This is a genomic window from Aquabacterium sp. G14, assembly GCF_037482285.1.
In the GTDB taxonomy this organism is placed as follows: Bacteria; Pseudomonadota; Gammaproteobacteria; order Burkholderiales; family Burkholderiaceae_C; genus Aquabacterium.
Map to the genome: position 1 here is coordinate 131,417 of NZ_JBBEYB010000009.1, position 17,300 is coordinate 148,716.

14 protein-coding genes are annotated in these 17,300 nt (G+C 61.9%); 10 read left to right on the forward strand and 4 right to left on the reverse strand.

All coding sequences use genetic code 11. The features are described from left to right. Positions 1 to 32 precede the first annotated feature (32 nt). Complete coding sequence (locus tag WIT60_RS11505; RefSeq protein WP_339584056.1) at positions 33 to 2,513, forward strand: DNA translocase FtsK; 2,481 nt, start codon at positions 33 to 35, stop codon at positions 2,511 to 2,513. Positions 2,514 to 2,538: 25 nt separating this feature from the next. Then, the gene (lolA, locus tag WIT60_RS11510; protein WP_339584087.1) at positions 2,539 to 3,195 is read left to right on the forward strand and encodes an outer membrane lipoprotein periplasmic chaperone LolA; all 657 of its coding nucleotides are present in this window, start codon (positions 2,539 to 2,541) and stop codon (positions 3,193 to 3,195) included. Between the two features lie 128 nt (positions 3,196 to 3,323). On the opposite strand, the gene WIT60_RS11515 is transcribed toward lolA, so the two are convergent. Then, entirely contained in the window at positions 3,324 to 5,294 is a 1,971-nt protein-coding gene (locus WIT60_RS11515) for a DEAD/DEAH box helicase (protein ID WP_339584057.1), read from the reverse strand. 399 nt (positions 5,295 to 5,693) lie between these two features. On the opposite strand from WIT60_RS11515, the gene WIT60_RS11520 reads away from it, so the two are divergent. Then, positions 5,694 to 7,085, forward strand: a complete 1,392-nt coding sequence (locus WIT60_RS11520; protein WP_445207692.1) for a replication-associated recombination protein A — start codon at positions 5,694 to 5,696, stop codon at positions 7,083 to 7,085. Positions 7,086 to 7,106: 21 nt separating this feature from the next. Here the strand turns inward: WIT60_RS11520 and icmH are convergent, their stop codons facing one another. Genes icmH through tssJ form a run of 3 tightly spaced genes read right to left on the reverse strand, consistent with a single transcriptional unit; the run spans position 7,107 to position 9,929 of the window. Next, the gene (gene icmH / locus WIT60_RS11525) at positions 7,107 to 7,889 is read right to left on the reverse strand and encodes a type IVB secretion system protein IcmH/DotU (RefSeq protein WP_339584059.1); all 783 of its coding nucleotides are present in this window, start codon (positions 7,887 to 7,889) and stop codon (positions 7,107 to 7,109) included. A gap of 14 nt (positions 7,890 to 7,903) precedes the next feature. Further along, positions 7,904 to 9,256 (reverse strand): type VI secretion system baseplate subunit TssK, encoded by a 1,353-nt coding sequence (gene tssK, locus WIT60_RS11530; protein ID WP_339584060.1) that lies wholly within the window; start codon positions 9,254 to 9,256, stop codon positions 7,904 to 7,906. 31 nt (positions 9,257 to 9,287) lie between these two features. After that, positions 9,288 to 9,929 (reverse strand): type VI secretion system lipoprotein TssJ, encoded by a 642-nt coding sequence (gene tssJ, locus WIT60_RS11535; protein WP_339584061.1) that lies wholly within the window; start codon positions 9,927 to 9,929, stop codon positions 9,288 to 9,290. A gap of 310 nt (positions 9,930 to 10,239) precedes the next feature. Here tssJ and WIT60_RS11540 point away from each other — a divergent pair, with 310 nt between their 5' ends. From WIT60_RS11540 to tssG, 7 genes are all read left to right on the forward strand, one after another. Beyond that, a complete protein-coding gene (locus WIT60_RS11540) occupies positions 10,240 to 10,986 on the forward strand; it encodes a tetratricopeptide repeat protein (RefSeq protein WP_339584062.1) in 747 nt (248 codons plus the stop codon). 24 nt (positions 10,987 to 11,010) lie between these two features. Further along, positions 11,011 to 11,529: a type VI secretion system contractile sheath small subunit gene (gene tssB / locus WIT60_RS11545; RefSeq protein WP_339584063.1), complete on the forward strand. Its 519-nt coding sequence runs from the start codon at positions 11,011 to 11,013 to the stop codon at positions 11,527 to 11,529. Positions 11,530 to 11,533: 4 nt separating this feature from the next. Further along, the gene (gene tssC / locus WIT60_RS11550; protein WP_339584064.1) at positions 11,534 to 13,012 is read left to right on the forward strand and encodes a type VI secretion system contractile sheath large subunit; all 1,479 of its coding nucleotides are present in this window, start codon (positions 11,534 to 11,536) and stop codon (positions 13,010 to 13,012) included. Positions 13,013 to 13,092: 80 nt separating this feature from the next. Then, complete coding sequence (locus WIT60_RS11555; RefSeq protein WP_339584065.1) at positions 13,093 to 13,629, forward strand: Hcp family type VI secretion system effector; 537 nt, start codon at positions 13,093 to 13,095, stop codon at positions 13,627 to 13,629. A gap of 82 nt (positions 13,630 to 13,711) precedes the next feature. Next, entirely contained in the window at positions 13,712 to 14,200 is a 489-nt protein-coding gene (tssE, locus tag WIT60_RS11560) for a type VI secretion system baseplate subunit TssE (protein ID WP_339584066.1), read from the forward strand. 34 nt (positions 14,201 to 14,234) lie between these two features. Continuing rightward, positions 14,235 to 16,187, forward strand: coding sequence for a type VI secretion system baseplate subunit TssF (tssF, locus tag WIT60_RS11565; RefSeq protein ID WP_339584067.1), 1,953 nt, complete (start codon positions 14,235 to 14,237; stop codon positions 16,185 to 16,187). Further along, complete coding sequence (gene tssG / locus WIT60_RS11570; protein WP_339584068.1) at positions 16,151 to 17,260, forward strand: type VI secretion system baseplate subunit TssG; 1,110 nt, start codon at positions 16,151 to 16,153, stop codon at positions 17,258 to 17,260. Before tssF ends, tssG begins: the two co-directional genes overlap by 37 nt. Positions 17,261 to 17,300 lie beyond the last annotated feature (40 nt).

The window sequence follows — 17,300 nt, forward strand, 5'->3', positions numbered from 1 at the left end:
GAGCATGAGCAAAATGCGCTCACAATGCAGGCATGACATTTCCGTTGGGATCTCTTCATTCAGATGCCGCAGGCGGCAGCAAAGGCGCTGACCGTCGCGCCGACTCCTCCAGTTCGGCTCGGGTGACCGGCCGCTTACACCGTGTGCCCCAGGCTCCCGTGGTGGCGCCGGTCGAGCCAATTGAGCAGACCTTGCGCTTTCAGGCCGCGCTGTTGTTGGGGGGCGTGCTGTGGATTTTGGTGGTTCTGGCCATGGCCAGTCACGACCGATTCGACCCGGCATTCACCACATCTGGTCAACACGCGGTGCCGCACAACTGGGTGGGGCAGTTGGGGGCCTATGTGGCCGACATCCTGCAGATGCTCTTGGGGCATTCCGCGTGGTGGCTGCCGGTGGTCGGTCTGAGGGTCTGGTTGAGCGCCTTGGCGCGCTGGATGCGACGCGATGTCGCCCCAGCCGGTGTGCGTGTGCCGCCCACTGCTGCACAGGGTGCCGAGGTCCGCGGCGGGGGCTGGCGTGTGGTGCTGGGTCTGGTGCTGTTGCTGGTGGCCAGTTGTGCCTTGGAGTGGTCACGTTTGTATCGCAACGAGGTGATGCTGGCGGGCGAGCAGGCCGGCGGCGTGCTGGGCATGGCGTTGGGGCAGTGGGGCATGCACTGGCTCGGCTTCAACGGCTCCGGTGTGCTGTGGATTGCCTTGCTGGTGGCCGGCAGCGCCTTGGCCTTGCGGTTTTCCTGGCTAGATCTGGCCGAGCGCATTGGCCAGTTGTTTGACCGCCTGCGTCAAGAACGTGAAACCCAGCGTGAGGTGGCGCAAGACATCCGCATTGGTGAGAAGGCCGCCATCGAGCGTGAGCGTGTTGTCGAAGAGGTGCGCCAGGAGTTGCCGTCTGAGCCCATTCCCTTGATCATCGAGCAGCCGGTGGTCGAGGTGCCCAAGTCCGAGCGGGTCAACAAGGAAAAGCAAAAGCCGCTGTTTGCCGAGATGGCCGATGGCAAGCTGCCGCAGATCGATCTGCTCGATTCGGCGCCGGGCCGCACCGAAACCATCACCACCGAGTCGCTGGAGATGACCTCGCGGCTCATCGAGAAGAAGCTCAAGGACTTTGGCGTCGAAGTGCGCGTGGTGGCGGCCTCACCGGGGCCCGTCATCACCCGCTACGAGATCGAGCCTGCTACCGGGGTCAAGGGCTCGCAGATCGTCAACCTGGCCAAGGACCTGGCCCGCTCGCTGTCGCTGGTGTCCATCCGCGTGGTTGAAACCATCCCCGGCAAGAACCTGATGGCGCTGGAGTTGCCCAATGCCAAGCGGCAGATGATTCGCCTGACCGAGATCCTCGGCTCGCAGGTGTATCACGAGGCCCAATCCATGCTGACCATTGGTCTGGGCAAGGACATCGTGGGCTCGCCGGTGGTGGCGGACCTGGCCAAGATGCCTCACTGCCTGGTGGCCGGCACCACTGGCTCCGGTAAGTCGGTGGGCATCAACGCCACCATCCTGAGCTTGCTCTACAAGGCCGAGGCGCGCGATGTGCGCCTCATCCTGATCGACCCGAAGATGCTCGAAATGAGCATGTATGAAGGCATCCCGCACCTGCTGTGCCCGGTCGTGACCGACATGAAGCAGGCTGGCAACGCCCTGAACTGGGCGGTGGGCGAGATGGAGCGTCGCTACAAGCTCATGTCCAAGATGGGCGTGCGCAATCTGGCTGGCTTCAACAAGAAGATGGACGAGGCCAAGGCGCGCGGCGAATTGATCCCCAACCCCTTCAGCCTCACGCCGGACGAGCCCGAACCGCTGGACCGCATGCCGCACATCGTCATCGTGATCGACGAGTTGGCCGACCTGATGATGGTGGTGGGCAAGAAGATCGAAGAGCTGATCGCACGCTTAGCCCAGAAGGCCCGCGCGGCCGGCATCCACCTGATCCTGGCCACGCAGCGCCCGTCGGTGGACGTCATCACCGGCCTGATCAAGGCCAACATCCCCACGCGCATCTCCTTCCAAGTCTCCAGCAAGATTGACAGCCGCACCATCCTCGACCAGATGGGCGCAGAGGCGCTGCTGGGGCAGGGCGACATGCTCTACCTGGCGCCGGGTTCCGGTTTGCCGATGCGGGTGCATGGCGCCTTCGTCAGCGACGACGAAGTGCACCGCGTCGTCGAGTACATCAAGTCGCAGGGCGAGCCCAACTACATCGAAGGCATCCTCGAAGGGGGCAACCTCAGTGATGAGGGCAGCAACCTCGATGGCTCCCCGATGGGTGGCGGCGACGGTGAGCAAGATCCGATGTACGACAACGCCGTGGCCGTCGTGCTGCAGCACCGCAAGGCGTCGATCTCGCTGGTGCAGCGCCATTTACGCATCGGTTACAACCGTGCGGCGCGCCTGTTGGAACAAATGGAAAAATCCGGACTCGTATCGAGCATGGCCACCAATGGCAACCGTGAACTGATCGTGCCGGCCCGTGGTGGCGATGGCGGTGCCACCTCGGCACCCTGGGATGAGGCCTGAAGCAATGCAATCGAAGTGGACAGGAATGGGGCGCGCCAGCGTGTTGGTGCTGGGCATGACGCTGGTGTGCAGCGTGGCACAGGCCGATGCCGTGGCCAGTTTGCGCGCCTTCGTCAAAGACGTGCAAAGCGGTCGGGGGGGGTTCACCCAGACGGTGATCTCGCCCGACGGCAAGAAATCGCGCAAATCCAAGGGCTCGCTGGAGTTCCAGCGCCCGAACCGATTTCGCTTTGCCTACACCACGCCCACGGAGCAACTCATCGTGGGCGATGGCAAACAGGTGTGGCTGCACGATGTGGACCTGAACCAGGTGACCGTGCGGCCGATGAGTGAGGCGCTGGGTGCCACTCCCGCGGCGTTGTTGGCCGGTGGGACGTTGGACAAGGACTTCACCCTCCGCAATGTGCTTGCGTCCTCATCGGGTGCGGCGGCCGCGACCCCGATGGTTCAACAAGCAACGTCTTTGGAATGGGTGGAAGCCTTGCCGCGCCACAAAGAGGGGCAGTTCCAGTCCGTTCGCGTCGGATTCAGAAAAGGGCAACTCGCCGCCCTGGAAATCCTGGACAGCTTTGGCCAGCGCTCGCGGCTGGAGTTTGCGCAGTTTGAATCGAAGGTGGCCTTGCCGGTCACCCGTTTTCAGTTCACACCGCCCGCAGGGGCCGATGTGCTCAAACAGCCTTGACGCTGTGGGCGTCAGGCCCGCTTCCTGAAGTTTTGAATGAATCAGGCCCGTTCGTTGCGGGCCTGTTTTTTTGGGTCTGGCTCAGGGCGACCACCAAGGCCGCCCTGTGATGATCAGGATCTGATCAATCAGCCTTCACGCTTGCCGAAGCCGGGGCGCTTGCCACCAAAACCAGGCTTGGCACCGCCCGACTTGAAGCCAGGCTTGCTGCCAAAGGGCTTGCCGCCGAAAGGCTTGTCGCCAAACGACTTCTCACCGAAGGACTTCTCGCCAAACGACTTGCCGTGAGCCGGCTTGCCGCCAAAAGGCTTGTCACCGAACGGCTTGCCGTGCGGGCGGTCACCGAAAGCGGGACGATCGCCGAAGGCAGGGCGGTCACCGCGGGGGCGATCACCAAAAGCCGGACGGTCGCCGAAGGCCGGGCGATCACCGTAGGGGCGGTCGCCACGAGGTGCTTGACGGTCACCGAAGGCCGGGCGGTCGCCATACGGGCGATCCTGGCGGGCACGGTCACCAAACGCCGGACGATCACCGCCGAAACCACCACGTTCACCACCGAAGTGGCCTCGGTCGTTGCCGCCAAAGCCGCCTTCGCGCTTGCCGCCAAAACCACCGCGGTCGCCGCCGAAGCCACCACGATCACCGCCAAAACCGCCACGGTCACCACCGAAGCCGCTGCGATCGCCGCCACGGTCACCAAAGCCGCCTTCGCGGTGGGCGCCAAAGCGCGGTGCGCCACGGTCTTCACGGTTGCGGTGACCCGGCATGGGCTTGCCCATGCGAGGACCACGGCTGTCCGCGTAGCCGCCCGACTTCATCTTGGGCTCCAGGCCTTCGATCGCCGACTCGGGGATGCGCTGCGTGGTGTAACGCTCGATGCGACGCACCATGCCAATGTCACGGCGCTCGGCCAGGGTCACGGCCAAACCGCTGCGACCAGCACGACCGGTGCGGCCAATGCGGTGCACATAGTCTTCGGCCTTCATCGGCATGCCGTAGTTGATCACGTGGGTGATCGTGGGCACGTCGATGCCACGGGCGGCCACGTCGGTGGCGACCAGCACGCGCAGCTGGCGGTTGCGCAGGGCTTGCAGCACGCGGTTGCGGCGGCCTTGCGGCATGCCGCCATGCAGGGCGGCCACGGCGTGACCCATGTCGGCCAGACGGTCAGCCAGGATGTCGGCGTCGCGCTGGGTGCTCGTGAAGATGACGGCCTGGTCCACGGCCTTGTCGGCCAGCAGGTGGTCCAGCAGTTCGTTCTTGTGCTGCAGGCTGTCGGCCAGGTGCAGACGCTGTTCGATGTTGTCGTGGCTGTCGGTGTGCGAGGCCACTTCGATGTTCACGGCATCACGGGTCAGGCGCTGGGCCAGCTGGCCCACGTGACCGGCGAAGGTGGCGCTGAACATCAGAGTCTGACGCTCGGCCGGCGTGCGCTCCACGATGGTTTCGATGTCATCGATGAAGCCCATGTCCAGCATGCGGTCGGCTTCGTCCAGGATCAGCACTTCCAGGTTGTCGAGCACGGCGGCACCGGTGTTCAGGTGGTCGAGCAGACGTCCGGGGGTGGCAATCAGCACATCCAGCGGACCCTTCAGGGCCTTGAGCTGGTAGGCGTAAGGCACGCCACCCACGACGGTGGCCACACGCAGACCTTGCATGTGACGGCCGTAGGTGTCAGCGGCCTTGGCCACCTGCATCGCCAACTCACGAGTGGGGGCCAGCACCAGCACGCGGGGGCCATGGACCTTGCCCTTTTCGCGACGCTTGGTGTTGTCGCCACGGGCGGCAATGATGCGCTCCAGCGAGGGCAGCATGAAGGCGGCGGTCTTGCCGCTGCCGGTGCTCGAGGCCACGCGCAGGTCGGCGCCGTTCATCGCAGCCGGGATGGCCTGCACTTGCACGGTGGTCGGCTGGGTATAGCCGGAGTCAGCCAGTGCCTTGCACAGGGCGGGGCTCAGGCCCAGGTCTTCGAAGCGGGCGCCGGTGGGTTCGGCGGCCACCTCAGCGGCCTCGTTGCCGAACACTTCGGCTTCGATGCGTTGAGCCAGGGCGTCCAGTTGCGAAGGGGCGCTGGTGTTGATTTCGTTTTGATTCGACATAACTTCTTTCAAGCAATGCAAAGCGCTGCCGCTTGTCGACGGTTCGACAAGAAACAAACGCCACGGCCAAGGCCTGATCACACGATCAAAGGCCTGAGCCAGGTGGAGTCGCTATGGATTTCGTGTACAGACTTCGTGGCAGGTGCGCTCGGCACAGAGAAGGGCCACGGTGAGTCGGTTGGAAAGCGACGGCATCGCCGCCAACCGGAACTCAAGACACGCTCTTGGCAGGTACCCGACGGTACTGCCCGGCTTGAAAAAGGTCAGAGGGGATGAACTTTGAATTCGTGTCGTGCAAGTTGCAAAACAGCGAATTCCAAGAGTTTCCCATAAGTGACAGGGTTTGTCCAGTGCTGTTTGTCGGTGATGTGTTCGGGTGGCCCGGCAACTGCGACAATCATCACCATGCAAGAGAGTCTCTCCCTCGATCTGCCGGACCCCACGGGCGGCACCGGCGCGGCCGGTTTTCGCTCGGGCACACCCGAGGCGTCAAGTCTGGGGGCGCCGCTGGCCGAGCGCCTGCGCCCACGCACCATCGACGAGGTCGTCGGGCAAGATCACCTGCTGGGCCCAGGCCAACCCTTGCGCGTGGCTTTCGAGTCGGGGCAGCCCCATTCCATGATCTTGTGGGGCCCGCCTGGCGTGGGCAAAACCACGCTTGCTCGACTGATGGCCTACGCCTTCGATGCCCAGTTCCTGGCCATCTCTGCTGTGCTGGGAGGCGTCAAGGACATCCGCGAGGCGGTCGAGCAGGCGCAGGCGGCACGGCGTGCGGGGCGCCGCACCATCGTGTTCGTGGACGAGGTGCACCGTTTCAACAAGGCCCAGCAAGACGCCTTCCTACCCCACGTCGAGTCCGGCCTGTTCACCTTCATCGGCGCGACCACTGAAAACCCATCGTTCGAGGTGAATGCCGCCTTGCTGTCGCGCGCCACCGTGCATGTGCTGCGTGCCATGGACGAGGCCGCCATGCAGACCCTGTTGGCGCGCGGCCAGGCCGAGTTGCAGGGCCCCAGCCTCACGCCCGAGGCGCGCACCCGACTGATCGCCTATGCCGATGGTGATGCCCGCCGCGTGCTGAACACCTACGAGACCCTGGCCGGGATGCTCAAGGGCCGAGACACCATCGACGAAGCAACGCTGGAGAAGTCGCTGGGCGAGCAGCTGCGGCGTTATGACAAAGGCGGCGATCAGTTCTACGACACCATCTCGGCCTTGCACAAGTCGGTGCGCGGATCCGACCCGAATGCTGCGCTCTACTGGTTTGTGCGCATGGTCGATGGCGGGGTGGACCCGCGCTACATCGTGCGACGCCTGATCCGCATGGCCAGCGAAGACATCGGTCTGGCCGACCCCCGCGCCTTGCGCATGGCGCTGGATGCCGCCGAAACCTACGAGCGCCTCGGTTCACCCGAGGGCGAGCTGACCCTGGCTCAATGCGTGATCTACCTGGCGGTGGCGCCCAAGAGCAATGCCGCCTACATGGCGTACAAGGCGGTGCGTGCCTGGGTCAAGCAGGACACGACCCGGCCTGTGCCGATGCACCTGCGCAATGCGCCCACCAAGCTGATGAAGACGCTCGGGCACGGTGAGGGCTACCGTTATGCCCATGACGAGCCGGACGGCATTGCCGCCGGTGAATGTTATTTTCCAGATGGCATGGCGCCCCAGGCTTTCTATCAACCGGTCCAGCGCGGCCTGGAACTCAAGATCGGCGAGCGTGTGCGTCAACTGCGAGAGATGCTCGGAGATGGTCGTGCAGGAGCGCAGGACCAGAATCCCGTCGCTTGATCGGCGGGACAGCCTGGGTCTTCAGGGCAGGGTGATCGTGATGTTGGCCACCTGCGGTGCCAGTTGCACGATGTGATGCGCCTGCCCCAGCGCCGTCGAAGCGTGCTGACCTAGCTGCCAGCGCAAGCCGATGAATGCCAGCAGCGCCATCAGGCCGAACACCGACCCGACCACCCACAGCGGCAGCTCATTCTTGAGTTGATGCTGGATGCGGTCAGGCGCAGCCCAGTTGGGCGCAAAGCCAGCGCCTTGGCCCTTGATGCGCGCAATCTCGTCCCCCAGGCGCGCGGTCAGATAGCCCAGCTTTTCGGAGCCTTCGATGAGGTACTTGCCCTGAAAGCCCAGCAGCAGGCACATATGGAACACTTCCATGGCCTGAACGCGCGGGGCGCCCTGGCGCCGCAGCTCTTCCAGCTTTTCAAAGAACTGCTCTCCAGCCAGTTGCTCACCAAAGAACTGGACCTGCAGCGGCAGGCGCTGCCAAGCTTCCTTGATCTTGAAGCCTGACATCAGAACAGCCTCGTCAACCGTGGCACAGAACGCGTACTTGCAGGCATAGACATCTTCGGCTGACGCATTCATGCGGGTGGCGCCCCGCTCAAATGCCGTCAGGAACTGCTTGATGCGCTCGCGAAACACCTCTGCATCCATTGGGGCATGCTTGCCCTTGAGCAGGAACAGCAGGTAGAACCCGTCATACATCAGGTCCAGCAGGTTATGCGCCTCTGTGTGTGTCGCGGGTGTCTGGCCTGGAGCGTGAGATGGTGGCTCGCCAGCGAAGAGTGAGGGGGCTCTCGAAGTCATCTGCAGCGTACTCGTTAATTGTTCACGGCGACCAACTCCAGCCGCAGGTCTGGTAGGCCGGTGGGGGCGTAAACGGTCATGGCATGTGCCTGAAGCATGCGCTCGTACAGTGTTCCGCGCGGCTCCAGAGAGAAGTAATAGCTGCCCGGCCGGACCGGTACCGCCGCGGGGACCTGCGGTGCATGGATCAGACGCACCCCCGGCATTGCCGAGAGGACCAGCTTCTCTACGTCATCCGGGGCGCCGATCTTGAAGCGCTGCGGTACGACCTCCACCAGCTCTGCAGGCGCCATCGCTGCGCTCACGCCAAGGTACAGCTGTGTCTGAGGCGTGATCTGTTCGGCATCCAGACGTCCCAGGTGGAAGGACGGCTGGGTCTCGGTGAGGGAGATCGAGAAGTAGCGGGTCGAGATGACCGTTTCCAGTAACTCGCGCACGATCTGATCCAGGCGGGTGAAGCCTGGGCCCGGATTGCCGTGATCGTAGGCTGGCAAGTCGGCAAGCGTGAAGGTCTTGGAGAACGTCATCAGGGCGCCAGCCAGTTCAAGCAGCTTTTCGAACAGACGCTCGGGGTGGAGTGCGGCGTGCCGGGACAAGTGAGATAAGCCAGCAAAGGCCGAGCTGGCCGTGTGCAGAAGCCAGAAAGAAGCGACGTCGCCAGATCGAAACTCAATGATGTTCTTGCTGGGTTCGCGATGCATGCCATAGAGTGCGTCGACCTTGGCTTGCAGCACATCCAGCAAACGACGCAGGTACAAGAACATGGATGGCGAGGACTGAATGCTCAGGCTGGGGGGCATGAAACGTCCGTCAACCTCGAATCCGCCTGTTGAGGTTCTGCGCAGGCGAACCAACGGAAGGCTCACCAAATGAGCTCTTGGTGCGTGGTCTGGCAGAACTTGGGCGGACTTGCGCAGGACCACCAATTCGGCTGGAACTGCATCGGTGTAGCTGTCTGCGGCCTGGATGGGCGTGCGGAAGTAACGCACCGCAGTGTCTGCCTCGTGCTGCGTGCTGGCCATGTTGGTGCCGCTGGCTCTGACTGGTGCCAAGGCAAGGTGAAAGAGTACTTCGCCGCTGCCATCGTGCCCCAGTGTGGACAGTGACACAGGGGGCGGCAGTTCGTCTTCGCCGGGGGCGTTGAACATCTCGCCGTCGGGCAGGACCACCTGCAATTCAAGCAAGCGCAGCAGACCGGTCTGTAGGGCATCCGGGTCTACCTTGAGGTGTCGAACGCCCCAGGCATAAGGGTGCAGCAGGCGCGACATTTGAGCCAGGCGCCACTCGTGGTAACCGTCTTGTTGCTGGAAGTGTTGGGGGCGCAGGAAGAGGCCTTCTCCCCACAGGATTTTGGGTGACTGGATCACACGGAACCTTCTGTGAGATGGGGGTGTTGTATCAGGGGCAGCTCACGGCGGCGGAGCGCACCACCTTGACTGGCTGACCGATCGGCTCGCCCGCTTGCACGCTGATGGCGCAGGCGTGAGCCCCCAGCGTCAAGCCGCTGAACTCTGCTGCGGCCGCGCTGAAGGCATAGCGCCACCGGTTGCTGGCTGGCGATCTGAACAAGCCAACGATTCCGACATAACGCACGTCTCTTGGCACCTTCTCGGTGGCTTCGTACTGCTGGCCTGGAACGAGTTGAACCTCGCGCACCGACACAAGATCATCGCCAAGCACCTCCTTCTCTTTGGCCGTATCGCCAAAGGTGTCTGGTGCGGCCTGGAGGAACGCGTCAGGGCTACGCAGCCGATACAGCCGAGTGAGCAATGCCAGGGACTGCCCTCTCTCTGTCACATTCAGCGAAGGGCTGGCGTGAATGCGCCATTCAAGGCGTCGGTCAGGTAGGGCGCTATCGGGGACCTTGGGCAACTCTGGGGCTTCGGGCTTCTTCAGGCCCGTGGCTTCGAGTGCCTTTTTGCCCAGGTTGCCCAGGTAGCCCATCACGCCACCGCTTTCGCTGACGCTGCTCGCCTCTGCGCTGCGCTCAGCGAACTCCTTGGGGACGGATGTGGGCAGGGATGATGTGTTCGTGGGCATGCTGCTGCAACCCATCAGCGTGCTGACCCACATGCAGCAAATCGCGGCGCGCCAACCCTGTGTGTGTGTGTTCATACATCGTGGGCGGAGCAAGGGGTGCTCTTCGCCGGCGGGTAGTGTAAGAAGCCGATGCCTATTGAAGTTGCGGCCTCCCCCAACAGGAGGGGGAGGTATTTGCAACGAGTTGAAAGAGTCTGTAAATCACCCCCGAATGGGGGCAGGCGCTCGAAATGAATTCCGCTTTAATCCGCGCAGTCGATTGGGGTGCATTGCGCCGAATCGCATTCATAAGTCATTAGGGAGTATTCGATTGACGCTGCACAACGTACGCCGCGGCATGGGCCGTGCGGTGATGGTTTCCTTGTTGTCTGCCTTGGCAGCCTGTTCATCACTGCAGAAGCAGGACACCGAGTCGGCCCAGAAGGCCATTCGCGAGAAGGTCGATGCACGTGTGACAGCAGCTGATGAGGCGCTGAAGCAGGGGCAACCTCAACAAGCCTTCGAGCAACTTGATCAGGCCATCAAGATCGACCCTTCTGCCAAGCAACCTTGGCTGCGCAAAGCTCAGATTCATTTTGAGGCGCGCCAATACGGTCATGCCATCAACGATGCGCAGGAAGTACTGCAACGTGATGTGAACGATCTGACGGCTCAAAGCATTTTGGCGGTCAGTGGCCTGCGAGTGAGTGCCGATGCCTTGGCGCATCTGCGCAAGGTCAACGAGGTCAAAGGCTCCACCCGCAACGAGGCCGAGAGCGTTGCGAAGCTGATTCGGGAGGCTCTGGGAGAGCCCATTCTGGTCACGCCACAGGCGGAGGTTGCGCCTGCTCCAGTCAAGCCGGTGCGTCGTGCCGTGCGTCGTGCCGCAACACCTGCGCCGGCCAAGGCGTCCACTGATTCAGCCAAGGCTGTGCCCGCCGCGGCAGGCACTGCACCTGCGTCTAACGCTGCTGCGCCTGCCAAGCCTGCGCCGACGCCAGCAGCCAAGCCTGCCGCTGTCTCAAAGCCCGTGGCGAACAACGCAGGACGTGCCAATCCGTTCGGCGCCCTGCAATAACACACATCAGGAAGGAGGCTGCTCATGGCCAAGAAAGACAGCGTTCAGCAACGACTCGGGCGTGTGCGCCCACCACGTGTCCAGCTCACCTATGACGTGGAAGTGGGGGATGCAACCGAGCAGAAGGAGATTCCTTTTGTCGTTGGGGTGATGGGGGATTTCGCGGGGCAGCCAGATCCTGACAAACCTCTGCCCAAGCTGAAGGACCGAAAGTTCGTCAGCATCGACATGGACAATTTTGACGAGGTGATGGAGGGGATCGCGCCGCGAGCCAGCTATCGCGTCAAAAACAAGCTGTCTGCCGAAGGCGGTGAGTTTGGGGTGAATCTCGAGTTCAAGAGCATTGAGGACTTCCGTCCGGAGTCCGTGGTGCAGCAGGTTGAGCCGCTGCGCAAGTTGCTTGAGGCGCGCACCAAGCTGTCTGACTTGCGTAACAAGCTCGCAGGCAACGAGAAGCTCGAAGACGCCCTGGCTGAGGTGCTGAGCAGTACCGAGAAGCTCAAGCAATTGAGCGCCGAAGCTTTGCAGCCTGAACAGGAGTGATGCGATGAGTGCACAACTGCAACCCCAGACCGGTGCTGTGCTCGAGAGCGTCAGCCTGTTGGACGATATCGTGGCCCGCAGTAAGGTTGCCAAGACCGACAGCGAGCACGCGCGTGCGAAAGACATCATTGGTGAGCTGGTCAAGGAAGTGCTCGATGGCACGGTGGTGGTCTCCGACAACCTGTCGGCCAATATCGATGCGCGCATTGCAGAGATTGATCAACTGATCTCAGCTCAGCTCAGCGAGGTGCTGCATGCCCCCGAGTTCCAGAAGATCGAGTCCAGTTGGACGGGCTTGCACTACCTGTGCAAGCACACCTCGACCGGTGAGCGTCTGAAGATCAAGTTGCTGAACACGAGCAAGAAGGACATCGTCAAGGACTTCAAGACGGCCATTGACTTTGACCAGTCAGCGCTGTTCAAGAAGGTGTACGAAGAAGAGTTCGGTACTTTTGGGGGATCGCCATTCGGCGCACTGATTGGAGACTTCGAGATCGGTCGTGGTGCCGAGGACATGTACTTCGTCGAGCAGATGTCGCATGTGGCTGCAGCCGCACATGCACCGTTCATTTCTGCAGCCTCCAGCGAACTGTTTGGCCTGGAGGCCTTTACCGACCTCGGCAAGCCCCGTGATCTGGCCAAAGTGTTTGATACGGTGGACTATGCAAAGTGGAAGTCCTTCCGTGAATCGGAGGACGCACGCTACGTCGGACTGACGGTCCCACGGTTCCTGGGCCGTTTGCCCTATGACCCCAAGGAAGGCATGACCACCGAGGGCTTCAACTTCGTTGAGGACGTCGATGGCACCGATCACAGCAAGTACCTGTGGGTGAACACGGCCTACGCATTGGGTGCGCGCCTGACAGCCGCTTTCGAAACATACGGCTGGTGTGCCGCCATTCGCGGGGTCGAGGGCGGTGGCTTGGTCGAAGACCTGCCCACGCATACCTTCAAGACCGATGACGGAGAGCTGGCACTGAAGTGCCCCACCGAAGTGGCCATCACGGATCGTCGCGAGAAGGAGCTCAGTGACCTGGGTTTCATCCCGCTGGTGCATTGCAAGAACACCGACTATGCCGCTTTCTTTGGTGCGCAATCCGCTCAGAAAGCCAAGAAGTACGACAGTGATGCGGCGAATGCGAATGCAGCCCTGTCGGCTCAATTGCAGTACATGTTTGCGGTCTGCCGCATTGCGCATTACATGAAGTCGATGATGCGCGACAAGGTAGGCAGTTTTGCCAACACGCTCGACGTCGAGCGTTATCTGCATAACTGGCTGATGCAGTACGTGGTGGACTCTCAGGACGCGTCACAAGAAATTCGCGCCCAGAAGCCGCTGCGGGAGGCCAGTGTCGAGGTCAGCGAAGTGCCGGGTCGTCCGGGTGCATATCGGGCCGTGGCCTTCGTGCGTCCCCATTACCAACTGGATGAACTGTCGGTGTCGCTGCGCCTGGTTGCCGAGATGCCACAAGGCTCGAAGTGATCAGGTGAGTTCAAGCGGGGGTGATGCTGTCGGCGATTGCCTCCGCCCCCTTCACGATGAAATCAAGGAGTGATACCCACATGAAAGACATTTACGTCAAGTTCAACAAGCCGTTGAATGGCAAGGACATCAAGGGCGAGTCGCGTGACGCTGGTACCGGTCAGACCCATCCTGCTCCGTGGTTCGAAGCCACGAGTTGGCAGCACTTCATTCGCCAGCCCAAGTCCGCTACGGCCTCGACCGCCGGTGGTCACACGGCCGAGCGTTGCGAACACGGCGAAATGATCTTCACCAAGGATCTTGACATGGTCAGCCCGCAGCTGTGGGAGTCCTGCTCGGCCGGTACGCTGTATGACGATGTGGAGATCCACTTCATGCGCGCGAACGGCACGAATGACCGCGTCCTGTATCTCAAGATCCAGTTGAAGAAGGTCATCATCTCTCAGGTGGTGCCGTCGGTGGACAAGGAAGGCCTTCCGACCGAAACCTTCGGCTTGAAGTACTCGGCCGTGCAGTGGACGTACACCCAGCAAACGATGGACGGCAAGTCCAAGCCGGGTCAAGTGGCTTCCTGGAGCCTCGCCACCAACAAGGCCGCCTTCGACGCTCCGAACTGATCGGAGTGATCACATGAGCGCACTGTGTGCGTGACCGGGATGGGGCCTCGTGCCCCATCTCTTGCTTCAGGCTGTGTGAGAGATGTCTTCTGCCGTGCGCATTCGTCGCAGCGTGTTCGACCGCTTGCTGGACAACAATCCTGATCTGCCGGAAGGTCTGATGCAGACCTGCAGCGTTGAGCAGTTGCGTGATGCGGTGGCGCGCGATCTGGAAAGTTTGCTGAATTCCCGTGCAGCCATCAACTTTGATGCGTCGGATCTGGGGCCTCATACGGCCCGCTCAGTGTTGTGTTTTGGGGTGCGTGATTTTGTTGGGCGGGTGTTGTCCAGTTCCGAGGACCGTCGGCACATCAGCAGAAGCCTATCGCATGCCATCGAGACCCATGAACCGCGACTGCAGAACGTTCAGGTGCAGTTTCATGACACACAGACCTCACAGAGCTCCTTGGCCTTCACCATCCGCGCCATGCTGGTGGTGCGCCCCACGCGCGAGACGGTGAGTTTTGATGCTGTGCTGCAGCCTTCACTGTCTAGTTATCGGGTCATGCAGGCGCGCTTCGCGTCGGCTTGAAACTTGATGTCGTTGTTTTCGCCAGGCACCTGTCATGGATGAGTTGTTACCCCATTACGAGAGAGAGCTGGCATTTCTACGCACGCGTTCGGCTGACTTCGCGCGGCGCTATCCCAAGATTGCGGGACGTCTGCAGCTGACCGGGGATGTGGGTGATGACCCGCACGTCGAGCGTCTGATGGAGTCCTTTGCCTTCCTCAGTTCGCGCATTCACAAGCGGCTCGACGATGACTTTCCGCTGTTCACCGAGTCGTTGCTGGAGGTTCTGTATCCCCATTACCTGCGGCCCTTCCCATCGTGCGCGATTGCCTCGTTGGATATGGGGGCTGCGGCAGGTCAGATGAGCAAGAGTGTGTTGTTGCCGCGTGGCTCGTCCATGACCAGTCGGGCGGTGAAAGGGGTGAGCTGCCGCTTCCGCACCACACAAGATGTGCGCCTTTTGCCTGTGCGTGTCAGCGAGGTGGTGTTTCGCAATGCGTTGGGAGCCCCCCCGGGCAGTCGTGTGCCCGCGGGGGCCAGCTCGGTGCTGTCCATCACGCTGGACAAACTCTCGCCACAGATGTCTTGGCAAGCCATCTTGAGCGAGCCCTTGAGTGTGTACCTTGATGGCGAGGCCTCTCAGGTCAGTGCGTTGAGGGAGGCGCTGTGCAACAAGGCGCTGGCGGTGATGGTGCAGTGGCAAGCGCATCATCCCTGGCAACTGGCGCCGGCCGCGATGGATGGACGTGTTCAGTTGCCGAGCCTGCGCGGTTTCGCCGACAGTGAAGCCTTGATCGATTGGGATGATCGAGCCAATCCGGCTTACCGCCTTCTGACCGAGTACTTCGCCTTTCCGGAGAAGTTCAATTTTGTCGACCTCCCAGTATGGGTTTCGGCGTCGGGGGCATCGATGGACGCCGATGGTGACGGATCTCGTTCGGTGGTGCTTCATGTTCCGCTGCGCGATGTCCGTGCTGATTCGGACGAGTCTCGCTTGTTGGAGACGGTGGCAGCTCACAACCTGGTACTGGGCGCCACACCGGTGGTGAATCTCTTCACGCAGGCGGCCGACCCCATCCGGATCACGCACAAGTCGGCCGACTATCCGGTGGTGGTGGACGCACGCAAGGCCTTTGGGTATGAGTTGTACTCGTTGGATCGGGTGTACAGGGTCCGGCAGACGGCGGCTGGGGAGGCCGTGGACGAGGTGCGTCCTTTCTTCTCCTTGCGTCACGATGAGTTGTGGTCTGCTGAGGAGCAGGGCGAAGAGGGCTTGCCTGCGACTCTGGCCGAAGCGCGCACCCGCCAGCGTCGTGCCGGAGGGCGCTGTCTGGCTTACTGGCAATTGCGTCGCGATGAGGATGTAGTCCAACACAGCCCAGGATACGAGGTGTCGTTGACGCTGGTGGACCAGTCCTTTGATCCGGTCTTACCCAGCGTCGAGACACTGTCGCTTGATGTGACGGCCACCAACCGAGATCTGCCAAGCTTGCTCTCGCCGGGCACCTTAGGGGGCGACTTGTTCATGGAAGGTGGCGGTCCGGCCAAGGAGATTCGGCTGTTGCGCAAGCCCACATCGAGTCAGCGCTTCGAGCGGGGGCGGGGGGCTTTGTGGCGGTTGATCTCTCACTTGTCACTCAATCACCTGTCCTTGTCAGGAGGGGGCATCGATGCCCTCAAGGAGATGCTGCGTCTGTATGACCTTCCGCGCAGTGCCAGCAATCGTCGGCAGATTGATGGTCTGGTGGCGATTGAGTTCCGGCCCGCGACGGCATGGTTGCAGGGCGAGCCCTATGCGAGCTTTGTGCGAGGGACGGAGGTGCGGCTGACCGTGGATGAAAGCAACTTTGTGGGCACGGGCCTGGGGTTGTTTGCCGCCATGCTGGATCATTTCTTTGGCCTGTATGTGCACGCCAACAGTTTCACGAAGCTGACCCTGGTGTCGGCTCGTACGCAGGAAGAGGTGCTGACATGTTCACCCCGCAACGGCGACTTGCCGCTGGTGTGATGGAGGAGCTGCTGCAGTCACCGCAGCAGTTCAGCTTCTTTCAGGCAGTCCGGCTGTTGGATCGCTGGCTGGCCGATGGCGATCGGGCTGGACAAAGTTTGTCGCGCGTGAACTTTCGCAACACGCTGTCTTTGTCGTTTCCCGCCAGCGAGATCGAGTCCTTGGTGTTGCATCGTAAGGGCGATGTGCGCGCGGATGAGTCAGGCAGCGTTCAGCGCGATCAAGTTGAGCGGATTGACCTCACACCGGCGTTCATGGGCTTGCTCGGGGTCTCAGGCGCTTTGCCGCTGTATTACACCGAGATGTTGGCTCAGCGAGAGCACGATCACAAGGATCACGCAGCACGTGCTTTTCTGGATGTGTTCAGTCACCGAGCGGTGGCCTTGTTCTATCAGGCTTGGCGCAAGCATCGGCTGGCCGTGCAATACGAGGGGGCGCACCGACAGCGTTTCCTGCCTGAAGTCCTGGCCTTGGCGGGGTTGGGGCAGCGTGGCTTGCGTGAGCGTTTGACTGGCGCCCTCGGTGATGTGGATGATGAGGCTTTGGCATTCCATGCCGGGGCGCTGCAACGTCGCACCTTGTCGGCGCGGCAGTTGCAGCAGGTGCTGCAGTCCTACCTGAAGGTGCCGGTGCGCATCGAGCAATTTGTGGGGCGCTGGTATCGCTTGCCGGATGCAGCCAGAGGCTATCTCGGTGTGATCGCCGGTGGGCGAGGTGGGCAGGTGCCGACCACAGGGGTGTTGGGGCGGTCCGCCATGCTGGGGGAGCGGGTCTGGCAACGCGATATGCGCGTGCGGGTGGTTTTGGGGCCACTGGACAGCAACGGCTTGCAGCGCTTCTTGCCTGGTGGACGTGGGGCTGCAGCGCTGAAGTCCTGGCTGACCATGCTCAATGGTGTGGCGCTGGAGTACGAGGTGAACCTGACTTTGCAGCGCGAGGCGGTACAGGGCTGTACGTTGCATTCGCAGCGACCCTCGCGTGAGTCCCGCCTGGGGTGGGACACCTTTCTACAAACCAGACCTGCAGCGCATGACCGTTCGGATGTGCATTACGACATCCATGCGGCGGCCTGAACAGGCGTTCTTTCATTGCATTTTCAAACGCTGTCATCAC